We start from the raw sequence: 20,525 nt of genomic DNA, 5'->3' as shown, positions 1-20,525 counted from the left end.
TAAAATTTAGTTATAAAAAAACCCGCATTATGCGGGTTTTGAATTTTTGCTAGACACGACAATTCATCACCCAAAAATTATGAGTGCCACCACCAAATAGTGTGTTGAATTGAATTGATCATTATTTTTAATTCTTAATGTGTCTTAAAGTGGCTACAGTAAAACGTATTTAGCGCTTTTGTGTCAAGTGTTTATTTAAAACAATTTAGTCAAAAAAGTTGTTATACTTATATAAACATTCATTCCCCTTAAATTTAAGCAGTTTCCTTTTGATAAAATACGATTTACACAGTCATACAACACATTCAGACGGGCAGTTAACGGTTGAGCAATTATTAAACCGGGCTGTAGAAAAAAACATTGATGTGTTTGCAATAACCGATCACGACACTGTGGCTGCTATTGCGCCGGCAAAAGCGTATATCGAAACCCAAAACCTACCGCTTAAGCTTATATCTGGCGTAGAAATTTCTACCAAGTGGGAAAGCTTTGAAATACATATTGTCGGGCTAAATATTGATATAAATAACACTGCCCTTACATCGTTACTATTGGCGCAGCAGCAAAAGCGGGATGAGCGCGCGATTGAAATTGGTAAAAGGCTGGCAAAAAACGGCTTTGATGGTATTTATGAGCAAGCCAAGGCGCTGGCAGAAAACGCCCAAATTACCCGTGCTCATTTTGCGCGTGCATTAATAGAGCGAGGGGTGGCTAAAAATTTTCCTGGAGTATTTAAAAAGTACTTAGGGCGCAGTAAAACAGGTTACGTACCTAGTGCTTGGTGTGATATGCAAACAGCCATTAGTGCCATACATGCTGCAGGTGGCGTGGCCGTACTTGCACACCCAGGGCGTTATCAAATGTCTAATAAATGGTTACGTAAGTTACTTGTGCAATACAAAAGTGACGGGGGCGATGCCATGGAAGTTGCACAGCCACAACAAGCGCCCACTGAACGCCAATTTTTAGGGCAACTGAGCCAAGAGTATGGTTTACTGTGCTCGCAAGGTTCTGACTTTCATTTTCCAACTAGTTATTTAGAGCTAGGTAAAAACTTATACTTACCCAAAGACTGCCAAGGGGTTTGGCAAGTGTGGGAAGGGCAAGAAGGAGCATTATCATGAGTCAATTAATTCATATTCACCCAGCAAACCCACAGCCACGATTGATCAGCCAAGCGGTTGATATTATAAAACAGGGCGGGGTTGTTGTTTACCCAACAGATTCGGGCTATGCCATAGGATGTAACCTCGGTAATAAGCAAGCAAAAGAGCGTATAGAGCGTATCCGTGGTATAGAAAAACACCATAACTTTACGCTGGTATGCCGTGATTTGTCTGAGCTTGCAACGTATGCCCGTGTAGATAACCAAATGTTTAGACTTATTAAAAATAATACGCCAGGGCCATACACCTTTATTTTTAAAGGCACAAAAGAGGTGCCAAAGCGTTTATTAAACGATAAGAAAAAAACCATTGGTATGCGCGTTATAGAACACCCTATTGCATGTGCATTACTTGCAGAGCTTGGGGAGCCGTTAATGTCGTGCTCGTTAATTTTACCGGGAGAAGAGTTTACAGAATCAGATCCAGATGAAATTTTAACGCGTTTAGATAAACACGTCGATTTAATTATTGACGGCGGACACCTTGCAGAGCAAGCAACCACGGTTATTGATCTATCAGAAGATGATATTCATATTTTGCGTGTAGGCTGTGGCGACACCAGTCCGTTTGAGTAATCTGTGTGAGTGATACAACACCGAGCGTTGATAATACTCAAAGCGAGCCAGTGCAGCAAAAGCTGCCACTGGCTTTTTTGCATGGCAAAGCCGTTGTAGATAAACCCGAAGATTTATACATTCCGCCCGATGCACTTGAAGTTATTTTGGAAACCTTTGAAGGCCCGCTTGATTTACTGTTGTATCTGATAAAAAAGCATAAGTTAGATGTACTCGAACTCTCTATTTTTAGCATTACTGAGCAATATGTCAGTTATGTAGAAATGATGAGTGAGTTTCAGTTAGAGCTTGCCGGTGAGTACTTAGTAATGGCCGCGTTATTGGCGCAAATAAAATCGCGTCTGTTATTACCTGTACACGAGGAGCTCGAAGAAGAGGAAGACCCCCGCGCAGAGCTAATTAAGCGTTTAAAAGAATACGAACAGTTTAAAAAAGCAGCCGAAAATATAGATGCCATTCCCCGCGTAGGCCGTGATATTTTTGTAGCTAATGCAACTATGCCGGTTATTGAAAATACCGCTCAAAACCTGCCAGAGCTTGAGTTAAAAGATTTAATGTTAGCACTGAGCGACGTGATGGCGCGCGCCAAAACATTTGAGCATCACCAAGTAACAGCTGAAGCACTCTCTACACGGGAGCGGATGAGCCAAATTTTAGCCCAGCTGAGTAACGCTAAAAAAGCACTGCCGTTTAGCGATTTATTCACCCTTAGTGAAGGCCGAAGCGGTGTAGTGGTGAGCTTTATTGCTATGCTTGAGCTTATAAAAGAAGGTTTAATAAGCTGTTTGCAAGTCTCACCTGATAGCCTAATTTATATAAACCTCACCGATACACCCAACAGCACCATTTAAAAGCATGAATGTGAAATTTACCGATGATGATACAGACACAATATCGGCTAACTTTAATTTACATGGCGTAACTAAACGCATTACGTTTGAATTAGGTAAACTAGCTAAGGGCAAGGTCTATGAGGCGGCCACCGTGCTGATGTTGAGGGCGAAATGAGTTTAAAATCGGCCGCTTAAGGGGGTATTATAATTTAGGCGCGTCGTTTTTGCTTTTTGTAGCGTGAATTCTTGATTCTAATAAGGGTTTTAAATGCGCTGGTAACCAGCGTAACATGACTTGGTGGTATTGCTCGGTTTGCTTAATTTTTTTTAATTGTTCATCTAATAGTTGAATATTTTTAGCGCCTTGTTCATTTTTAGTGCAGCCAATATAGCCATAGCTCAACGGTGGCGCTTCAACAATCGCTCGCTGAGTGAGATTTTCTTCAAAGTACATAGATTTAGCTAAGTAATGATGCTCGCTTGGGTAGCCTAATAAAATATCTAAGCGCTTTAAATTAAGCATATAAGTAAGGCTTGCTAAACTATTTCGTGTTGGGCGAATAACAATATCAACATCGGGGGTGTTATTTATTACACTATCGAGTTGTTCGCCGTATGAGCGGTTCATAGAGACACCTAACGTGAGCTTTTTCTCTGCTAATAAATCATACAATGACACCGCTTTATCGCTAGGCACTTCAAGCGAGTCTGCCAAGCCTTTGTGCATAGCAATAGAGGGTGAGAGCCCTGTAGTTGAACTTTGTTCGCTAAAATGAATAAATTGTTCTCTAAATGCATTTTTATAAAGTGATAGGGCGCAATGTGTGGCTGATTTATTGGCTAGTTCTTGCGTAACTTTGCCAGAGGGGATAACAAGGCGATTAAACGTGATGTGAGGAAGTTGTTGTTCGAGTAAGGTTATAACGCTTTCATCACGGCCCTGGTGTTGGTATTTTCCATTTAAAATGTAATAGGGCGCAAAGTCGTGCGTTAGCCAGTTAATAGTGTGGGCGTAACTCGGTGAAGAAATACTTAAATAAAAGGTGATACACAAAAATGCACGGAGCATTACTACAACAACCTAAAACATCGAAAGTATTGCTATTGTAGTCAATTAAGTGCAACAAAGTAAAATGCCAGCTACAAAGCTGGCACATTTTTTTAACATTAACTGTCTGGGCAGTTAATTTCTCGCAATGATTAGTTGGCTTTTAACCATTTTACAAATTCGCGTGCTTCGCTTGCTTTTTGAAACATTGCGTTTTTCAAACCTTGCGTATCACTAAAAATAACACGTTGTTTGTTTACAGAAATTGATTGCACCGGATGGGCAATTTGGATCATAGATCCGTTGTATTTATAAGACATAATAAAACTCACTTTATTCTTGTTATTTACTCTGCGCTATTTTTTATAGCCAAATGCAGTTAATAAATTAACGATGTTGTGTTTAGCTTCATTACAGTGTTGACGATCTTTATGACACTTTTGCGATGATATAAAAAAATCATCAAGGTATTAATAGGGGTTCTCGCCGTACGATAACTTAGCTTTAAAATATACGTTTTGCGGGGCTTACTGGATCAGGGTAAAAAGGTTAACCGCGATGGTTTATTTAAACCAGAGAGGAAAGGTAACCTAAATTAAAAATGTGTGCAAGCTATTTATTTAAAAATTATTTATACTTAATTTTATCAACTGCTTAAACGCATGGATTTTAATCTTTAAAAGGTAAGTATGAATTACATAATAGTCAGTGATATTTATGGTTTAACGGCACCTTTCAAGCGGTTATTAGATAATATACAAGTCACTTCAGTGGCCATAGACCCCTACAATGGTCAGCTACAACTCATTGATAGTGAAAAATATTATTATAATAAATTTATAAATGACTGTGGTCATGATAATTATGCCGCAAAACTTTTAAATGTATTTAATAACCTTAAAGAGCCCACAACGTGCATAGGGTTTAGTGCAGGGGCAAGTGCTGCATGGCGTGCGCAGTTATTAACAGGCAATCCACACCTAAAAAAGCTGATCGGCTTTTACCCTTCGCAAATTAGAAATCATTTAGATATTTCGGCAAAAGTACCTTGCACGTTTATTTTTCCACATACAGAAAAGCATTTTAATGTAGATGAAGTGATAAGTGCTTTAGCCAGTAAAAACCAAGTTACGTGTAACAAAACACCATTTTTACACGGGTTTATGAATGCGTACTCAGCTAATTACGATGGCAATGCGTATGATGAATATTGCGCACTTATTAAAAGCCTTTAAAGTGAATTTAACTGCGTTTTAGTAATAACAGGAAAGTCGATACGTGTATTATATTGTGCGTACAAGGTGGTAAAAATACTACTGCGCGAGAGCTTATCTAAATCTTTTATAAGTGTTTTGGCACTCGCGCGTGCAGTTCTGCAGCATTTTTGGTATTGCTTTATTACAGTAGCGACGCTTTTACCTTGCTTTTGAAGAGCTAAATCAGCCTCTGCAAAAAATGCAGCTCCTGTCCAATATACGCGCTGTTGTGCGCGCTGTTTCCACATATCACTTGAAAGCTTATTAAGCGGTTGCTGTTTTGTTTTGGTCTGTAAGCGTGCTCGCTCAAACCCTGCGTTCAAGCGCTGAACAAATTGCGCTTGGCTGATCACACCGCTGTCGCGCATTATGACGTTTTGCATGTAACTAGCAAACCCTTCGCTGAGCCAAAAGCCTGAGTAAGGCAGCAATGGTAGATATAAATGTGAAAGCTCATGGTAGAGCGTCCAATCTTTTGTAAAAGCATTTAAACTTGCATAGCGGTCAATATGCAGCTCTAAGCCATCAGGGTTATCGCGTTTTACACTTGCCCATGGCACGGGTTCAAAAGCAAAATATTGTGGCTTTAAATAAATAGGTAAGGCACTTTGTTGTAATGGACCTAACGTATTTTGTGTTTTTGTAAGGCTTTGATTTATCCAAGTAGCCACTGTTTTTTGGCCCTTAGTCGTAAGCGAGTCTAAATTATGAATAACCACATCGACCGCTGAGACTTGCAAAGAGTAGGTTAACAATAATAGCCAAAAATACTTCATTTATACCCCCTAAATACGCGCTTTATACAAGACCCACTTTTCAATTAATTAAGCACATGTAATTTGCTATTTTTTTAACTAATATCAATTATAAAAAGCAAATTGCATACATGCACAAGCAAGCATGATTTAATCAACTAACACTATTTTTAGTATAGGTATTAAGCATGGCTTATCAGCATATTAAAATCCCTGAGCACGGACAAAATATCACTATTGATGCTAAAGGCCAGTGGCATGTGCCTGTAAATCCTATTATTGCTTATATTAATGGTGACGGGGTCGGGCAAGAGGTCACCCCTGCCATGCAGCATGTGGTCAATAATGCCATTGCACACTGCTACTGCGGGGAGCGAAAAATCCATTGGATGCAAGTATATAATGGCGAACAAGCAGCAAAGTTATATGATGGCGATTGGTTCCCAGAGGAGACGATTAATGCCGTGCGAGCCTGTAAAATAGCAATTAAAGGGCCGTTAACGACACCTCTTGGCGGCGGTTTTCGCTCACTAAATGTGGCGCTAAGGCATGAAATGGATTTATTTGTAAATATGCGCACTGTTAAAGGATTAAGTGCGTTGCCATCGCCGTTAAAAAATCCATTTTTAACTAACATAACAGTGCTGCGAGATAGCAGCGAAGATGTCTATTCAGGAATAGAGTGGCAAGCCGGCAGCGTTGAGAGTGAGAAAATGCTCGACTTTTTATGTGAAGAAATGGGGGTAACACGTCTAAGGTTTTCACAAGAGTGTGGCATAGGCATAAAAAATATATCTAAAGAAGGCTCCGAGCGCCTAGTACGCTATGCAATTAATTACGCCCTTAAAAATAACAGCGAATCGCTAGCGCTTGTCCATAAAGGGAACGTGCTTAAATTTACCGATGGCGCCTTTAAACGTTGGGGGTTTGCTTTAGCGCAAAATGAGTTTAGCGCTACCCCACACGAAAACGGACGCTGGCTTAAAATAGCACGCGCAAATAAACCGCCTTTAATCATTAAAGAAGTGATAGCCGATAATATGCTGCAGCAATGCCTAATGAACCCAGAGCAATTTGATGTAGTGGCAACCACAAATCAAAATGGCGACTTTTTGGCCGACATGCTTAGCGCACAAGTTGGGGGGGTAGGAATAATGCCTGCAGCCAATTTAAATAACGATGTGGCTTTTTTTGAGCCAACCCATGGCACGTTTGAGCGAATAGCAGGGCAAAACAAAGCAAATCCTAGCAGCAGTATTTTAAGTGGCGCTTTAATGCTTAAGTTTATGGGCTGGGATGAAGCAGCAACGCTGATTGAACACGCGCTCGAACAAGCACTCAAAAACGGTAATTTAACTTTTGATTTAGCGCAGAATAGCAATGACTCGATAACCCTAAGTTGCAGTGACTTTGCACAAAAGGTTATCGAGTATTTTTAAGCAGCTCCATTATTAGGCCGCTGTGGCTGTTTTTGCCTTGTGTACACATGGGCGATTAGTAAGCTGTGCAGCGCGGTGGTAAATATCGTGTGCATTAGGTTCATCACACTGCGTACCGCTAAGTGTATCCATTAATGCAACCACTATAATTGCTGGTACTTGGCAGCAGTATTCATCAAGTACGGCCTCGGTTGTTTGTGCATCTACATGACAAAGCGGGTGGTCTTTACGCTGGTATGCATGCAGTAGCGTATCTACTTCTAAAATGTCATCGGGCTGGTGCTTTGTTTTACGGCATTTACAACCAAACTCGTCAACCAAGGTTGCAAGAGCTTGGTATGTCTCTGCGGTATTGGTTTTAGTGCATAACTGCTGGGTAATAAACTGATGTAAATTAGCATCAATAAATAACCCGTCTTGTTGTGTGAAGCTTGATGTTGTCATAATCATTACTCTTAGTTTGTTGGCTTAACTTCACTTTAGCGCTAAGTGTATTATTTATGAAATTGTTGTTTTCAATAACTGATATTGATTTTATCAATAGTAAATGAAAGCTTACTAAAACTCACCTAGCATGCTTAATTAAAGTGGTGCAAAAACCTATAAAAATGCACAAAACTGGGACACACTAAATAATAGTTAAAAGCATAATTTAACTAGGTGTTTGATTTTAAATGTTTTTTATTTATGTGGAGGATTGGCATCAAGGTTGCTAAATATAAAGGGTAGGGTTCACTCCTATTTCTACGATTTCAAAAGCGCCATGGTATTTTCCCAAAGTTGAATACCATGGCGCTTTTTTATTTTTAAAAGAGCAATACGCATATAATGGTTGTGATAAAAACGACGAAATAAAGTTTATGATGCCAGTTTTTCTTATAATTTTTTCGATACTGTTTGATCATAATATCAACATCGTCTTTTGAAAAAACATGTTCACATCGGTAGCACTCTTGTATACCTTTTTTAATAAACGCACCACATTTTATACATCTATAAATATAGCTAAGGCGGCTGTCGCACAGGTAAGGATATTCTTTTTTATTCTTCATAATTGTTATTCATGTAAGCTTCTTTTTTGCTTTACTATTTTTTCTATGCCGTGCGCGACGGTTATACACCCTAAACCTATTCCACCAAAAATAAAAAAATAGAACTTTTTGGGACTCGATTCGATAGAAGCAATTACCCGTTCCCCTCCTTTATTATGTATAACGCCATCGTTATAAGTAAAGTAGCTCCATAGAATGAAAAACAAGCCCAGTAAAATAGTTACGTATGCTTTTGTTTCTTGCTTTGAGTTTTGCTCTGATATTTCTAATTGCTTTAAAACTTTAGGATCTACTCTCTTTGGGTTGTTGAGCTCTTCTATTATGCGCTTGTATCTTTGTGGGTACTTGTTTGCATCAATAGTTTCAAGTGCTTCATGTAATTCTTTAAGAGAATAATTAGAGTAATCAATGTTGATAATGATTTTCCTTAAATCTTTTTAATACATTTTGAGCTGTAATCAGAATTTTAAATTAAAGAAAATTACTAATTACCTATCAGCCACTGTTTTAGCAAACTCAAGCAACTCACGGCGTAACCACTGGTGTGCGGGTGCATGGTGAAGTAGCGGGCTCCATATCATTTTTACCTCAATAGGGACTATTTGAAACGGTACTGGGCTAATGACTAAATCGGTATGTGTGGTTAACAATTTAGCTTGCCTGCGCGGCAAGGTAGCAATAAGTTGCTCAGATTGGCAAAGCAAACTTGCAATCATGTAGTGGCGGGTAAACACCCGTATTTTTCGGGTTTGCTCTAACTGCCAAAGTGCTTCATCTACCCAGCCTAGCTTTTGCTTACCTGATTTGTTGGTAACGGCGGCTTCTGGTCCCCAACCAGCACGGTTTACCCAAATGTGTTCTTTTTGTAGGTAATCATCAAGGCTTGAAAGCTGTAAAAAGGTATTTTTAGGATGGGTTAAACAGCAGTAATTATCTCGCCAAACGCTGGCTTGATGAAACGAGCGTGGTAGGCCGTTAAAACGATTAATAGCTAAATCGATAGTGCCTTTTTCCATATCTTGCAGATTTACATCGCTTGGGCTAAGTACATCAAAATTAATCCCTGGGTTTTTAGTTAACTGCTCAGTGATAAAGGGGGCAATTAAGGTCGACTCCATGTAGTCGTTTGCCATTATTCTAAAGGTCACCTCTGCCGTTGCTGGGTTAAATTGCTCACTGGGCTGAGTAATCGCCTCTGCCATTTTTAAAAGAGACTCTATTTCAGGCTTTAAGCTAAGTGCTTTGCTGGTGGGGGTCATAGAGCCTGCGGCACGCACCAGTAGTGGGTCGTCAAATAAATCACGTAATCGTTTAAGTGCGTTACTCATGGCAGGTTGTGTTAGCGCGAGTTTATTAGCCGCTTTTGAAACACTTTTTTCATCAATGAGCACATTTAAGTACACTAATAAGTTGAGATCGACGTTACGTATATTCATGTGGGCGTGTTGGCCTTTCAGGGTTGAAATTTGTTCAATCTAGGGACGGTTAAATCGCGGCGCGAGATCTGCCACCTAGTGGGCTAAGTAAAAATCGTGCAACAAAGAGTTAATCGTCCCTAGGAAGAACCCTCAGGGCAGTGTGTATTTGGCCTTTATGCGGCGTTAAAGTACATTTATGGGGAGTAACCACACTACATGTGCTTTGCCTTGCTTAAAAGCCAAATTCACGGCTGCAAAATTAACCTCGAAAGGTCAATACGCCCAATAAATTTTATTTATATGCTTTATTAATTACCTAAATTAAAGCCTGCTTGCTAAGGTGTAAACAATTAATAAAAAATAACCGCTATAAGTGGTAAAAATAAAAGTGCTGTAATCATGTCAAAATCGTTAACTAATCAATCCAATAATGCGCTAAAGCAAGTTATTGCTACTAAGTTGGCCCGCGCTGTTTTTGCAGGCTTTGAAGCCATGTTTGCGCAGTTTTTAAACATTACGCTAGGTGCGCAAAGCCGGTTTGAACAACAAAAATATCACGATGTGCAAACTGCCATGCGCGAACGCTTACAAGTGTACGAACGTGAAGTAAAAAATGTCAGTGAAGCTGTCAGAGTAATTGCTTACGCTGAACTAACGTGCCCGCAAACATGGCAGCTAGCTAAGAATATATACGGCGATATGGTGCAAAACCATGAAAATAAACCCATAGCGCATACCTTTTTTAATTCTACCTTTGGTGCAATTTGGGACGATAAAAAAATACGTACCGTACATTTGTTTGTATTAAAAGCAAAATACAGAAGCGAGCCGCGTTCGTATGAAAACTTAGTGAGTAGAATATCGTTTAAAGATGGGTTTAACCATGCTGTAAAAACGCTTATTGCTCGCCAAGCATTTAGAGTGCCTTTTAGTCATTTAGACGCCGAACTACAGGCATTGCAAACAACCTTAATAGCCGGTGCAAAGCAGCAATGTAAACAAGTGTATGAGCTTATAAATTTAAATAATGGATATATAGAATACGCAAATTCATTATTTTTTAGAAACAAAGCCTGTTACTTAATAGGGCGCTGCATTGCTAAAAATGGTGATAATATGCCTTTTGCTATCGCCATATTAAATACTAATAGAGGGTTAAAGCTTGATGCCGTAATGATGGGCGCCGATCAGTTAAGTTTACTGTTTGGTTTTGCTCGCACCTATTTTATGGTTGATACCGACCAGCCCGCACGTTATGTCGATTACTTAAGCGTGCTAATGCCTCATAAAAAACGGTTTGAATTATTTAATGCGATTGGCTTTATTAAGCATGCCAAAACAGAGTTTTATCGATACAAAGTTGATACCACTAAAAATAGCCCGACTCATTTTAAATACGTGACAGCACCAGGTACACCCGGCATGGTTATGCTGGTATTTACCATTGAAGGGCTAGACTACGTTTATAAAGTAATAAAAGATAAATTTAGTGCACCCAAAACAGCAACAAAAGCACAAGTAAAAGCCAAGTACAATTTTGTAAAGCAAGCCGACCGTGTAGGGCGCTTAGTTGATACACACGAATTTAGGTATTTAGCGTTCGACCTCAGCCGCTTTAGCGACGAGTTACTTAAGCAAATGAAGGCACAAATTGGCAGTAGCATGGTTATATCGGGTAAGGCGCTTATTTTAAAGCATGTGTATGTTGAACGAAAAATGACGCCGCTTAATTTATACATTAATCACTGCTCTGACAAAGCATTACAACAGGTTATGACCGATTACGGTAAAGCGATTAAAGACTTAGCGGGTGCTAATATATTCCCAGGGGATATGCTAATGAAAAACTTTGGTGTAACCCGTTGGGGTCGTGTGGTTTTTTACGACTATGATGAAATTTGCCCACTTACTGATTGTCACTTTAGAGATGTGCCTATTGCGCAAAATGCGCTTGAGGAGTTAAGTAGTAATACTTACTTTGATATAGCAGAAAACGATATATTCCCCAGCCAGTTTAAGGTGTTTTTTAGTGCAAACGAAACGGCATTTAACTATTTTAACGATGAACATAGCGATCTGTTTTTAGCCGATTTTTGGCAAGCTTGCCAACAACAAATCAAATCAGGCTATTTGCCCGATGTGTACCCATATAAACAAAGCTGGCGGTTTAAATAAAAATAACTAACCCCATGTCTAGCTAGGGCCTGTTTATCTTTCGAGGTTAAATTTGCAGCCGTCTGTTTGGTTGTTCCCCATAAATAGGCGATAACGTAGCATAAATGCCAAACAGGCGAACAAATTTTAATCCTGAAAGGTTAACAGGCCCTAATTAAAAGGTTAAATACGGAGCATTAATGAAATATATTTCTCATGAGGATGGCACCCTAGCATTTAGTGAAACCGATAAACCGGTTTTAAAAAGCCACGAAGTGCTAGTAAAAGTATCTGCTATAGGTGTAAATCGCGCTGATTGCATGCAGCGCCAAGGTAAATATCCAGCGCCAGCTGGGGATAGCCCCATTTTAGGTTTAGAGTGCGCAGGCACAGTGGTTGAACTTGGCAGTGAAGTGGATAAAAGCTGGCTTCATAAACGTATTTTTAGCTTGTGCGCAGGTGGGGCTTACAGCGAGTACGTAGCTATAGATGCCAAACAATTAATGGCATTACCCGATGAGCTAACCATGGTAGAAGGTGCTGCCATTAGCGAAGTATACCTAACAGCATTTGGCGCCCTTTTTGAACTTGGTAAATTACAACAAGGCCTAACAGCGCTTATTCATGCAGGGGCAAGTGGAGTAGGTGGGGCGGCTATTCAAATGGCTAAAAGTGCAGGTGCAACGGTGGTTATTACTGCCGGCTCAGATGAAAAATGCCAACATGCAAAAGCGCTTGGCGCCGATCATGCCATTAACTACAAAACAACTGACTTTGTAAAATATATGCAAGCAAATGAGCTTTCAGCAAATGTAATTGTAGATCCTGTTTCGGGCAGTTATTTAAATAAAAATGCGGCTATTGCCGCCATGGATTGCCAAATTATTATGCTTGCTTTTTTAGATGGGCGTTTTGCTGAGGTTGATTTTGCAGCGTTGTTACGCAAACGTATTTCGTTTCATGCCTCAACACTTAGAAACCGGAGCATTGAGTTTAAACGCCAATTACGCGATGATTTAGTCGCGCGTTTTTACAATGATATTGCAACTAGAAAGTACGACTTTAACGTGTATAAAACATTACCGTGGAGCGATGCAAGCGAAGCGCACGCAATATTAGAGCGTAATGAAAATGCAGGTAAAGTGGTACTACTGGTAGAGTAACTCTTTAATTTTAGGGTTTAGCCCATATACTAAGCCCTATAAAAAACACATAAGGTTAATAATGAATCCAATACTAGCAATACTTAAAGAGCACAACGTAAGCGACGAAAAAGTAAAAGCACTATTCGAAGCCTTTACGCAAAACCCAATGATGGCTATGGCACTAGTGCAAGAGCTTGGTATCCCACCTGAAAAACTACAGCAATTAATGGCGGTGGTAATGACTCAACCGCATTTAATTAAAGAGGCTACCGACGAGCTAGGCTTAGACTTTGAAAAGGTAAAAGAAGCGAAAGATAAGCTAAACCAGCAATAAGCCCTACAAGTTACTCATTACCAAGGCATAAGCCTTGGTAATCTTGCCTTAAGTTCCACACACTTTTTGTTACATTGTTCATGGAACTGCTTGGTATTAAGCGAGTCATACTAGTACTTATGATAGGTAGGGACTAGGTATGAAGGCACTTTATAAATTTTGGAAAAATAACCGTTCGTTAATTTTATTTATTGCGCTTATGAGCGTGTTTAGAAGCGCGGTTGCCGATTGGTATGAAGTACCGACAGGCTCGATGAAACCCACTATTTTAGAAGGCGATAGAATATTAACTGATAAAATGGCCTACGATATTCGCATTCCATTTACGCATATACCTTTAGTAAAATTAGCCGACCCAAAAACAGGCGATATTATTGTATTTGATTCACAAGCTGCAGAAAATCGGTTAATTAAACGCGTAATTGGTGTACCTGGCGATACTGTTGCGCTTTACAATAACGAGCTTGTCATTAATGGCGTTAAAGTTAATTACAATAATCTGCAAAGCAATATTGATTCTTTAGATAAAATAGAAGACTTAAATGGTCATAAGCACACGATTCGTGTTGCGCATACGCCTTCGCAGCTATCGGGTTTTAATAAAATAACCATTCCAGATGATTATTATTTAGCAATGGGTGATAACCGCGACCACAGTGCTGACTCGCGTGTGATTGGTTTAATTCCTCGCAGCGAACTACTTGGCAAAGCAGAGCGCATTATTGTGTCGCTTGATTACGACGATTATTACTTACCGCGTAAAAACCGCTTTTTAAAACCCTTACTTTAAGGCGGTTTTGGGCGCTAACCACACGCCCGATTTTAATCGCTTAGCTCTACAATTTTTTGTGCAATATTATAAAGCGAGCAGTGCGAGTTCATTGCTTGCTGTTGTAACTTTTTATGAGCTTGCTCTTCGCTAAGGCTTAACTGTTCAATTAAAATATACTTTGCTTGATGTATTACTTTTTGTTCTGTTATTACTCGTTTAGCATCAACTAAAGCCTGATTTATTTGCTTAATATGCTGGCTTTGCTCCATGATTAAGTCGTACATACTTTTATTACTATTGAGTTTATTGGCGGCGGTATTTTGGGGTGTGCTTTGCTTAAACGCGAGTTGGCCATCAGTAATTGGCATGTATTGCTCTTCAAGGCTGCTTATAACCTGTTTGTTTGAATTTAAAGTTCGCTGTGCCTGAGCTATTTGCATAGCCGCAGAGTCAATAAGGTAGTCACTGAGGTTTTGCTCAATCTTGTGCATAATATCTATGCGCGTTGTTGTCACCTCGTACCACACTTCACTAAGTTGAGAGAGCGGCTGCGCGTTTTCGTCATCTAAATTTTGTAAAAGCCCCCTCAGCTGATCTACCTGTTTATTGACGGGGTGATCAGTTAAAGATCGGTAGCATTTTAATACATGGTCGTCGGCGTACTCGTTAAAAAACGTAAAGCTGTGGTGCTGTTGTTGAACAAAATGCGCAAGCTGTTGTTTTTGCTCTACAGTAAACTTACTTGATGCAAACGCTTGCGCGCCACATGCACGTTCTTGCCCAGCATATTCTTTACCTTGCATAAAGTTAAAGTAGGCAACAAGCAAGCGAGTAACGCGTGGGTCGCTTGCGCCATCGGCGGCTTCTAAAATAATATTAAGTAAATACGATATAAGCTGTGTGTATGATTGCGTAGCATGCACAGGACTCACTTTTTGATTTGCTATTTGCACTCTAAGGTTTGGTAGCGCATCTAACGATTGCAAACTATGGGTAATTAAATTGTATAAACGGGTGTGACCTGTGTCGGCGTTATCGGTAATAAAAGTCGTTTTTATTGACTTGTAAAACTGTGTTTGCGTTTGTTCTGTTAAGCTAATCTGTTGCTTTAGCTGCGAAGTAAAACGCTTGCGGTTTGAGGCGAGATAAATATTGCTCATGCCGCGCTCTTTTTGTAACTGATGTATAAAATCGCCCAGTTTAGTAAGTGATGCACAGCTTTTTTGAAGCTGTTTTAAGGCATGAATCTCTTGGTATTTTGCTGCTAATAAAAACTGTTTTGTGAGAGGATTGCTCGATAACATAGGACTTATTCCGCATTTTTTTGTTTTTAAAGTGCAACCACTGTTCCAAACATTTAAAAATGCATTGATTGAATTTAAAACTAAATTAAAACAGTCTCTTAAAGCCATTGTTTTTATGTGTTTGCCTATTAACTGTTGTGTATTTAATACAGTAATAAACCTTTTTGGTGCAAAATTTGTGATTTATGCACCCCATTGCGTCCTTTGTAAAATAAGAAAAAAAAGTGTTTACTCTGTAAACTACACAGAGCAAACACCAGAGGGGGAATTTATACCTCGCTATACTTAAGTAGCTCTGGGCTAACAGCCATTTTATGATTTATTACCTCGCCTATCATAATGAGCGTAGGGCCTGTTAATGTATGAACTGCACCTTCACTGACAATATGCTCAAGCGTGCTGGTTATTATCTTTTGTTTATTCGTTGTCGCATTTTCTATTAGTGCGATAGGGGTTGTTTTAGGCCAGCCAACTGATAGCAAGCCCGTGCTTAATGCGCTTAATCGTGCTAATCCCATATAGACAACTAATGTGGGATTATTGGCGTTTTGCACATAGCTGTAATTGTGCCAATTTGGGAGTTTATTAGGATCGGCAAATTGTGCCGTTAAAAACGTAACACTTCGGGCTACATCGCGGGCGGTAAGGGGGATACCGGTATACGCTGAGGCAGCACAGGCTGTGGTAACGCCAGGTATAATAGCAAAATTAATATTATGCTCTGTTAGGGCGCTCGCCTCTTCATTGATGCGCGCAAAAATACTCGGATCACCCCCTTTTAAACGAACAACTTTACACCCTTGTTGTGCATATTTTACTAATAGGGCACTTATGGCAGCTTGGGGCATAGAATGTTTACCAGCGCGTTTACCTACATATACACGCTGTGCATGTTTAGGTATGGTATCTAAAAGCGCTTCGCTTACTAAGCTGTCGTACAATACTACGTCGGCTGCTGCAATATGGCGCTGCGCTTTAACCGTTATAAGCTCAGCATCGCCCGGGCCTGCTCCTATTAAATACACGTGGCCGCTTTTTGGGTGTTCAGCTTTGTGCTTTGTATTTTGAGTTAGCTTATTAACAAATTTGTTTAGCCATGGGCTTTCAATACCTGAAAAATATGAAAGAACACTCATTTTATGCTCCTCATGCTAATGCTGTAATGGCTTTTGGCTCAGCACTAACAAAGACATTGCCATTGTCTATTTTGGCTTCAAATACGGGGAGCTGTATTGCCTCTGCTTCTAGGCATTCGCCAGTATTTAAACAAAAATGTTGCTTATACAAAGGGGAGGCCACTACTAATTTGCCATCAATAGAGCCAATAATACCGCGCGATAGTACATTGGCTTTGCCTATCGGGTCGTAGTTGCTAATGGCTAACACAGGCTCACTATTTTGTGGAACATAAAATATGGCCACTTGCTGGTTGTTTACTAATGCGCATACGCCACTATTAGCAACTAGGTCATCGGTTGTTCCAATTTTATGCCAATACATCAGCTTGCTCCTGCTCAATTTCCATTACGGGGATACGGTTTGTTGAATTTTGTTGGTTACGTTTTTCAGACTCAGTAGCAGGGCGAATTTGGTTGCGCTCTTGTACAAATAAAATATTGCTATCGGCATCTGGGCTATTAATAAATTGGCGGAACCGTTTTGAGGCCTCAGGACTTTCGACTGCTTTTTTCCATTCGCAGGCATAAGTTTTAGTTATAAGCGCCATTTGTGTTTCAAGTTCGTGGCAAATACCTAAGCTGTCGTCTATTACTACGCTTTTTAAATAATCTAACCCGCCCTCTAAATTTTCCAACCACACTGAGGTGCGCTGTAGCTTATCGGCGGTTTTAATGTAAAACATGAGCACACGGTCAATGTATTTAATGAGTGTGTCGGTATCTAAGTCGGTCGCAAATAAATCAGCATGGCGTGGGCGCATACCGCCATTACCACACACGTATAAGTTCCAGCCATTTTCGGTCGCTATTACGCCTATATCTTTGCTTTGTGCCTCAGCACATTCGCGAGTACAGCCGGAAACGGCCATTTTAATTTTATGCGGTGCGCGTAATCCTTTGTAGCGGTCTTCAATCGCTATTGCGTGGCCAACACTGTCTTGTACACCATAGCGACACCACGTACTGCCAACACACGATTTAACCGTTCTGAGCGATTTACCATACGCATGGCCTGTTTCAAAACCTGCGGCTATAAGTCTTTCCCAAATAATAGGGAGCTCTTCAAGGCGTGCACCAAATAAATCAATACGCTGCCCACCGGTGACTTTACAATACAGATTAAAGTCTTTGGCCACTTGGCCAATAACAATGAGTTTGTCGGGGGTAATTTCACCACCAGCAATACGAGGCACTACTGAGTAGGAGCCATCTTTTTGCATATTAGCAAGGTAAGTGTCGTTAGTGTCTTGCAGGCCAACATGAGCAGGCTCTAAAATAAAGTCGTTCCATGTTGAGGCTAAAATAGAAGCCACTGCGGGTTTACATATTTCACAGCCGTGATGACCGCTGCCATGCTTAGTGAGTAAATCATCAAAGGTTTTAATGCTTTCTACTTTTACTATATGCAGTAGCTCTTGGCGTGAATAAGCAAAATGCTCACACACATGGTTATTTACTTCAACGCCACGGCTTTCAAGCTCACTGTCGACTACCGATTTTAATAACGCGGCACAGCCGCCACAGCCACTGGCGGCTTTGGTGCACGCTTTAACTGCAGATAAATCGCATGAGCCGCCATCAATGGCACCCACTATATCGCCTTTACTTACATTGTGGCATGAACAAATGGTGGCGGTATCGGGCAGGGCATTCCCAGCTAAAACAGGTGCGCCTTCGCTGTCAGGTAAAATGAGGCACTCAGGGTGTGCGGGTAATTCCATGTCGTTTAACATGTACTGCAACAGTGTGTCGTAATCGCTAGTATCGCCAACAAGTACTGCGCCTAATAACTTATTGCCGGCCTCATTTAAAATAATTTTTTTATAACAATCACGAATAGGATCTTGATAAATGAGCACTTTGCAATCGGGGGTTTTAGCGTGCGCATCGCCAATAGAACCTACCTCTACACCAAGGAGCTTTAATTTTGTGCTCATATCGGCGCCTAAAAACTCAAGGTTGCCGCCTGTGAGTTGACTTGCTGCAACGCGGGCCATGTTGTAGCCAGGTGCTACTAAACCAAAAAGTTTTTTATCCCAAAGGGCGCACTCACCAATGGCATAAATATCAGGGTCTGATGTTTGGCATTGGTTATTAATTACAATACCGCCGCGCTCTCCTAGTTCTAGCTCGGCTACTTTACCTAGCTCATCGTAAGGGCGAATACCGGCCGAGAACAAAATTAAGTCGGTTTCTAAAAACGTGCTATCTGAAAAATTTAGTCTGTAACGGCTTGTTTCGCCTTTTACTATTTCGCTGGTGACCTTAGCGGTATGCACGCTCACGCCCAGCTTTTCTATTTTATTTTTTAACAGCGTGCCACCTTGAGAGTCGAGTTGGACTGCCATAAGTTGCGGTGCAAATTCAACAACATGTGTATCAAGTCCAAGTTGCTTAATTGCATTGGCCGCTTCAAGTCCTAATAAACCGCCACCTATCACTACGCCACTTTTACTTTGAGCGGCGCTTGCTTTTATTTGCTCTAAATCCTCTAGGGTACGGTAAACCAAGCAATGGGGTTGGTCATTCCCTTTAATAGGCGGTACAAACGGGTATGACCCTGTTGCTAAAATAAGCTTATCGTAACTAAACGTATCACCAGTTTGAGTGTTAACTACTTTGTTTGTTTTATCTATTTCATTAACCCACTGATTAGTATGTACATTTATATTTAACTGCTGGTAATTATCAAAGGTGGTGAGGGCTAAATCGGCGGCTGTTTTACCATCAAATACGCTGGATAAGTAAACACGGTCATATGCTAAATTTGCTTCCCCGCACAGTACGGTAATGTGTGCATTAGCGTCGCTTTGGCGCATTTGCTCTACAAAATGGTGCCCAACCATCCCATTACCAATAATGAGTATTTTTGTTGGTGTTTGCATTGGTATCCCCTCAATGACGGTTTAATTTAAAACAAAAAAGCCCGCCACAGATACAAGTTAATGTAACTGCGAGCGGGCTTCTTTGCCTGTGGTCATAACAACCTAAATGTGTGTCGTTTTAATAACGAACAGTATGGTTATCTTGTAAGCAAAAATACGACCAATTTTATAAGTGTTTGTTTTTTAAGAGCTACACTGCTTTTGAATGGTTTTATTTACACATATTTGAGTGGTTTTGGTGCGGTGCTAGCACTATAGAAGTGCAAATAAAGAGGTTACGACGTGCTAAGTAGTCAAAAAAGTGCATTTTGTGCTGTTAACTAATAACGGGGGAGACGTTTAGGGTATGAATAAAAAAATACGCCTAATGTTATTTTGAGATAAAAAACACTAGGCGTATTAATACTGTAAAGCGGCTTACTTACTTTGCTTTGCCAGGGTTTCTACATCGGTATCTTCAACAGGTTTAAAGCTGCCTGTTGCTTCATCGTAGGTTTTAATTTCTGCAGATTCAATATCATATACCCAGCCGTGTAGCTTAATTTGACCAGTTGCAATTTTTGCAGCCACAGCAGGGTGTGTTTTTATATGCTGTAACTGTTGTACTACGTTCTCTTCGATTACCAAGCCTAGGTGGTCGTTATTATTTAGCTCTGCGCAACCGCATTTTTCTTTTACAACTTCTGTTGCTACGCGGCTGTGACCAAGCCACTCTTTTACGTGCGGCAAGCTTGATAACCCCTCAGTATTTATAGCGCCTTTCATTGCTCCACAGTCTGAGTGTCCACAAATAATAATGTGTGATACGCCCAGCGCTGCCACTGCAAATTCAATTGAGGCAGTCATGCCACCGGTTTGATTACTGTGCGGCGGGATAATATTGCCCGCGTTACGGCAAATAAATAATTCACCGGGTTCGGTTTGAGTTACTAAGTTAGGGTCGATACGTGAGTCGGCACAGGTGATAAATAACACTTCTGGGTTTTGACCATTGGCTAGTTTTTGAAACGCTGCTTTTTTTGATGGGTAAACTTCTTTTTGAAACTTAGCCACGCCCGAAATAATATGTTCCATGTACAACTCCTAATTGGGGTAATTTAATCGTATTACTTATAGCTTTATTCGCCAGACAAATTAGCGCCAGTATAACTTTGTTCTTATTTTTTTTGTACTGTTTAGCCGTTTAATAAATTTCATGTAATTTAATTAAA

20 protein-coding genes are annotated in these 20,525 nt (G+C 40.2%); 10 read left to right on the top strand and 10 right to left on the bottom strand.

Annotated elements, in window-relative coordinates; genetic code table 11:
- The first annotated feature begins 269 nt into the window (after positions 1-269).
- From rnm to AN391_RS20605, 4 genes are read left to right on the top strand one after another with little or no spacing between them, the layout of a single operon-like run.
- The gene (gene rnm, locus AN391_RS05055; RefSeq protein WP_055014375.1) at positions 270-1,124 is read left to right on the top strand and encodes an RNase RNM; all 855 of its coding nucleotides are present in this window, start codon (positions 270-272) and stop codon (positions 1,122-1,124) included.
- Positions 1,121-1,741: an L-threonylcarbamoyladenylate synthase gene (locus tag AN391_RS05050; protein ID WP_004586789.1), complete on the top strand. Its 621-nt coding sequence runs from the start codon at positions 1,121-1,123 to the stop codon at positions 1,739-1,741. Before rnm ends, AN391_RS05050 begins: the two co-directional genes overlap by 4 nt.
- 5 nt (positions 1,742-1,746) lie before the next feature.
- Complete coding sequence (locus AN391_RS05045; protein WP_055014374.1) at positions 1,747-2,592, top strand: ScpA family protein; 846 nt, start codon at positions 1,747-1,749, stop codon at positions 2,590-2,592.
- Positions 2,593-2,602: 10 nt separating this feature from the next.
- Positions 2,603-2,749, top strand: coding sequence for a hypothetical protein (locus AN391_RS20605; RefSeq protein WP_161804101.1), 147 nt, complete (start codon positions 2,603-2,605; stop codon positions 2,747-2,749).
- A 27-nt stretch (positions 2,750-2,776) separates the two neighbouring features.
- On the opposite strand, the gene AN391_RS05040 is transcribed toward AN391_RS20605, so the two are convergent.
- Both AN391_RS05040 and AN391_RS20670 read right to left on the bottom strand, forming a co-directional pair.
- Positions 2,777-3,643: a transporter substrate-binding domain-containing protein gene (locus tag AN391_RS05040; RefSeq protein WP_055014373.1), complete on the bottom strand. Its 867-nt coding sequence runs from the start codon at positions 3,641-3,643 to the stop codon at positions 2,777-2,779.
- Positions 3,644-3,774: 131 nt separating this feature from the next.
- Positions 3,775-3,942, bottom strand: coding sequence for a hypothetical protein (locus AN391_RS20670; protein ID WP_024033460.1), 168 nt, complete (start codon positions 3,940-3,942; stop codon positions 3,775-3,777).
- A gap of 369 nt (positions 3,943-4,311) precedes the next feature.
- On the opposite strand from AN391_RS20670, the gene AN391_RS05035 reads away from it, so the two are divergent.
- Positions 4,312-4,857, top strand: a complete 546-nt coding sequence (locus AN391_RS05035) for a dienelactone hydrolase family protein (RefSeq protein WP_055014372.1) — start codon at positions 4,312-4,314, stop codon at positions 4,855-4,857.
- On the opposite strand, the gene AN391_RS05030 is transcribed toward AN391_RS05035, so the two are convergent.
- The gene (locus tag AN391_RS05030; protein WP_055014371.1) at positions 4,854-5,654 is read right to left on the bottom strand and encodes a hypothetical protein; all 801 of its coding nucleotides are present in this window, start codon (positions 5,652-5,654) and stop codon (positions 4,854-4,856) included. The genes AN391_RS05035 and AN391_RS05030 overlap by 4 nt on opposite strands.
- A gap of 167 nt (positions 5,655-5,821) precedes the next feature.
- Here AN391_RS05030 and icd point away from each other — a divergent pair, with 167 nt between their 5' ends.
- On the top strand, positions 5,822-7,072 hold the full coding sequence (gene icd, locus AN391_RS05025) for an NADP-dependent isocitrate dehydrogenase (RefSeq protein WP_055014370.1): 1,251 nt from the start codon (positions 5,822-5,824) through the stop codon (positions 7,070-7,072).
- Between the two features lie 12 nt (positions 7,073-7,084).
- Here the strand turns inward: icd and AN391_RS05020 are convergent, their stop codons facing one another.
- The gene (locus tag AN391_RS05020; RefSeq protein WP_055014413.1) at positions 7,085-7,516 is read right to left on the bottom strand and encodes a hypothetical protein; all 432 of its coding nucleotides are present in this window, start codon (positions 7,514-7,516) and stop codon (positions 7,085-7,087) included.
- A gap of 1,096 nt (positions 7,517-8,612) precedes the next feature.
- Positions 8,613-9,560, bottom strand: coding sequence for a LysR family transcriptional regulator (locus AN391_RS05015; protein WP_055014369.1), 948 nt, complete (start codon positions 9,558-9,560; stop codon positions 8,613-8,615).
- A 381-nt stretch (positions 9,561-9,941) separates the two neighbouring features.
- On the opposite strand from AN391_RS05015, the gene aceK reads away from it, so the two are divergent.
- From aceK to lepB, 4 genes are all read left to right on the top strand, one after another.
- Entirely contained in the window at positions 9,942-11,717 is a 1,776-nt protein-coding gene (gene aceK / locus AN391_RS05010; RefSeq protein WP_055014368.1) for a bifunctional isocitrate dehydrogenase kinase/phosphatase, read from the top strand.
- Between the two features lie 179 nt (positions 11,718-11,896).
- Positions 11,897-12,859 (top strand): zinc-binding dehydrogenase, encoded by a 963-nt coding sequence (locus AN391_RS05005; protein WP_055014367.1) that lies wholly within the window; start codon positions 11,897-11,899, stop codon positions 12,857-12,859.
- A 61-nt stretch (positions 12,860-12,920) separates the two neighbouring features.
- A complete protein-coding gene (locus AN391_RS05000; RefSeq protein WP_004586776.1) occupies positions 12,921-13,175 on the top strand; it encodes a DUF2999 family protein in 255 nt (84 codons plus the stop codon).
- Between the two features lie 139 nt (positions 13,176-13,314).
- The gene (gene lepB, locus AN391_RS04995; protein ID WP_055014366.1) at positions 13,315-13,965 is read left to right on the top strand and encodes a signal peptidase I; all 651 of its coding nucleotides are present in this window, start codon (positions 13,315-13,317) and stop codon (positions 13,963-13,965) included.
- Positions 13,966-13,997: 32 nt separating this feature from the next.
- Here the strand turns inward: lepB and AN391_RS04990 are convergent, their stop codons facing one another.
- The 5 genes from AN391_RS04990 to AN391_RS04965 form a co-directional block, all read right to left on the bottom strand.
- A complete protein-coding gene (locus AN391_RS04990; RefSeq protein ID WP_055014365.1) occupies positions 13,998-15,251 on the bottom strand; it encodes a nitrate regulatory protein in 1,254 nt (417 codons plus the stop codon).
- Positions 15,252-15,520: 269 nt separating this feature from the next.
- Complete coding sequence (gene cobA / locus AN391_RS04980; protein WP_055014363.1) at positions 15,521-16,387, bottom strand: uroporphyrinogen-III C-methyltransferase; 867 nt, start codon at positions 16,385-16,387, stop codon at positions 15,521-15,523.
- A gap of 10 nt (positions 16,388-16,397) precedes the next feature.
- Positions 16,398-16,751 (bottom strand): nitrite reductase small subunit NirD, encoded by a 354-nt coding sequence (nirD, locus tag AN391_RS04975; RefSeq protein WP_024033472.1) that lies wholly within the window; start codon positions 16,749-16,751, stop codon positions 16,398-16,400.
- A complete protein-coding gene (nirB, locus tag AN391_RS04970) occupies positions 16,738-19,314 on the bottom strand; it encodes a nitrite reductase large subunit NirB (protein ID WP_055014362.1) in 2,577 nt (858 codons plus the stop codon). Before nirB ends, nirD begins: the two co-directional genes overlap by 14 nt.
- 417 nt (positions 19,315-19,731) lie before the next feature.
- Positions 19,732-20,388 (bottom strand): carbonic anhydrase, encoded by a 657-nt coding sequence (locus AN391_RS04965; protein WP_055014361.1) that lies wholly within the window; start codon positions 20,386-20,388, stop codon positions 19,732-19,734.
- Positions 20,389-20,525 lie beyond the last annotated feature (137 nt).

Origin of the sequence: Pseudoalteromonas sp. P1-13-1a (assembly GCF_001401875.1) — a bacterium.
Classification (GTDB): Bacteria; Pseudomonadota; Gammaproteobacteria; order Enterobacterales; family Alteromonadaceae; genus Pseudoalteromonas.
The sequence above is the reverse complement of the archived record's forward strand: the minus strand, read 5'-3'. Positions and strand labels throughout refer to the sequence as shown.

Coding starts and splice junctions, on each gene's coding strand:
- AN391_RS05050 (WP_004586789.1), top strand. CDS start 1,121: ATGAGTCAATTAATTCATATTCACCCAGCAAACCCACAGCCACGATTG.
- AN391_RS05040 (WP_055014373.1), bottom strand. CDS start 3,643: ATGCTCCGTGCATTTTTGTGTATCACCTTTTATTTAAGTATTTCTTCA.
- AN391_RS20670 (WP_024033460.1), bottom strand. CDS start 3,942: ATGTCTTATAAATACAACGGATCTATGATCCAAATTGCCCATCCGGTG.
- AN391_RS05035 (WP_055014372.1), top strand. CDS start 4,312: ATGAATTACATAATAGTCAGTGATATTTATGGTTTAACGGCACCTTTC.
- AN391_RS05030 (WP_055014371.1), bottom strand. CDS start 5,654: ATGAAGTATTTTTGGCTATTATTGTTAACCTACTCTTTGCAAGTCTCA.
- icd (WP_055014370.1), top strand. CDS start 5,822: ATGGCTTATCAGCATATTAAAATCCCTGAGCACGGACAAAATATCACT.
- AN391_RS05020 (WP_055014413.1), bottom strand. CDS start 7,516: ATGACAACATCAAGCTTCACACAACAAGACGGGTTATTTATTGATGCT.
- AN391_RS05015 (WP_055014369.1), bottom strand. CDS start 9,560: ATGAATATACGTAACGTCGATCTCAACTTATTAGTGTACTTAAATGTG.
- aceK (WP_055014368.1), top strand. CDS start 9,942: ATGTCAAAATCGTTAACTAATCAATCCAATAATGCGCTAAAGCAAGTT.
- AN391_RS05005 (WP_055014367.1), top strand. CDS start 11,897: ATGAAATATATTTCTCATGAGGATGGCACCCTAGCATTTAGTGAAACC.
- AN391_RS05000 (WP_004586776.1), top strand. CDS start 12,921: ATGAATCCAATACTAGCAATACTTAAAGAGCACAACGTAAGCGACGAA.
- lepB (WP_055014366.1), top strand. CDS start 13,315: ATGAAGGCACTTTATAAATTTTGGAAAAATAACCGTTCGTTAATTTTA.
- AN391_RS04990 (WP_055014365.1), bottom strand. CDS start 15,251: ATGTTATCGAGCAATCCTCTCACAAAACAGTTTTTATTAGCAGCAAAA.
- cobA (WP_055014363.1), bottom strand. CDS start 16,387: ATGAGTGTTCTTTCATATTTTTCAGGTATTGAAAGCCCATGGCTAAAC.
- nirD (WP_024033472.1), bottom strand. CDS start 16,751: ATGTATTGGCATAAAATTGGAACAACCGATGACCTAGTTGCTAATAGT.
- nirB (WP_055014362.1), bottom strand. CDS start 19,314: ATGCAAACACCAACAAAAATACTCATTATTGGTAATGGGATGGTTGGG.
- AN391_RS04965 (WP_055014361.1), bottom strand. CDS start 20,388: ATGGAACATATTATTTCGGGCGTGGCTAAGTTTCAAAAAGAAGTTTAC.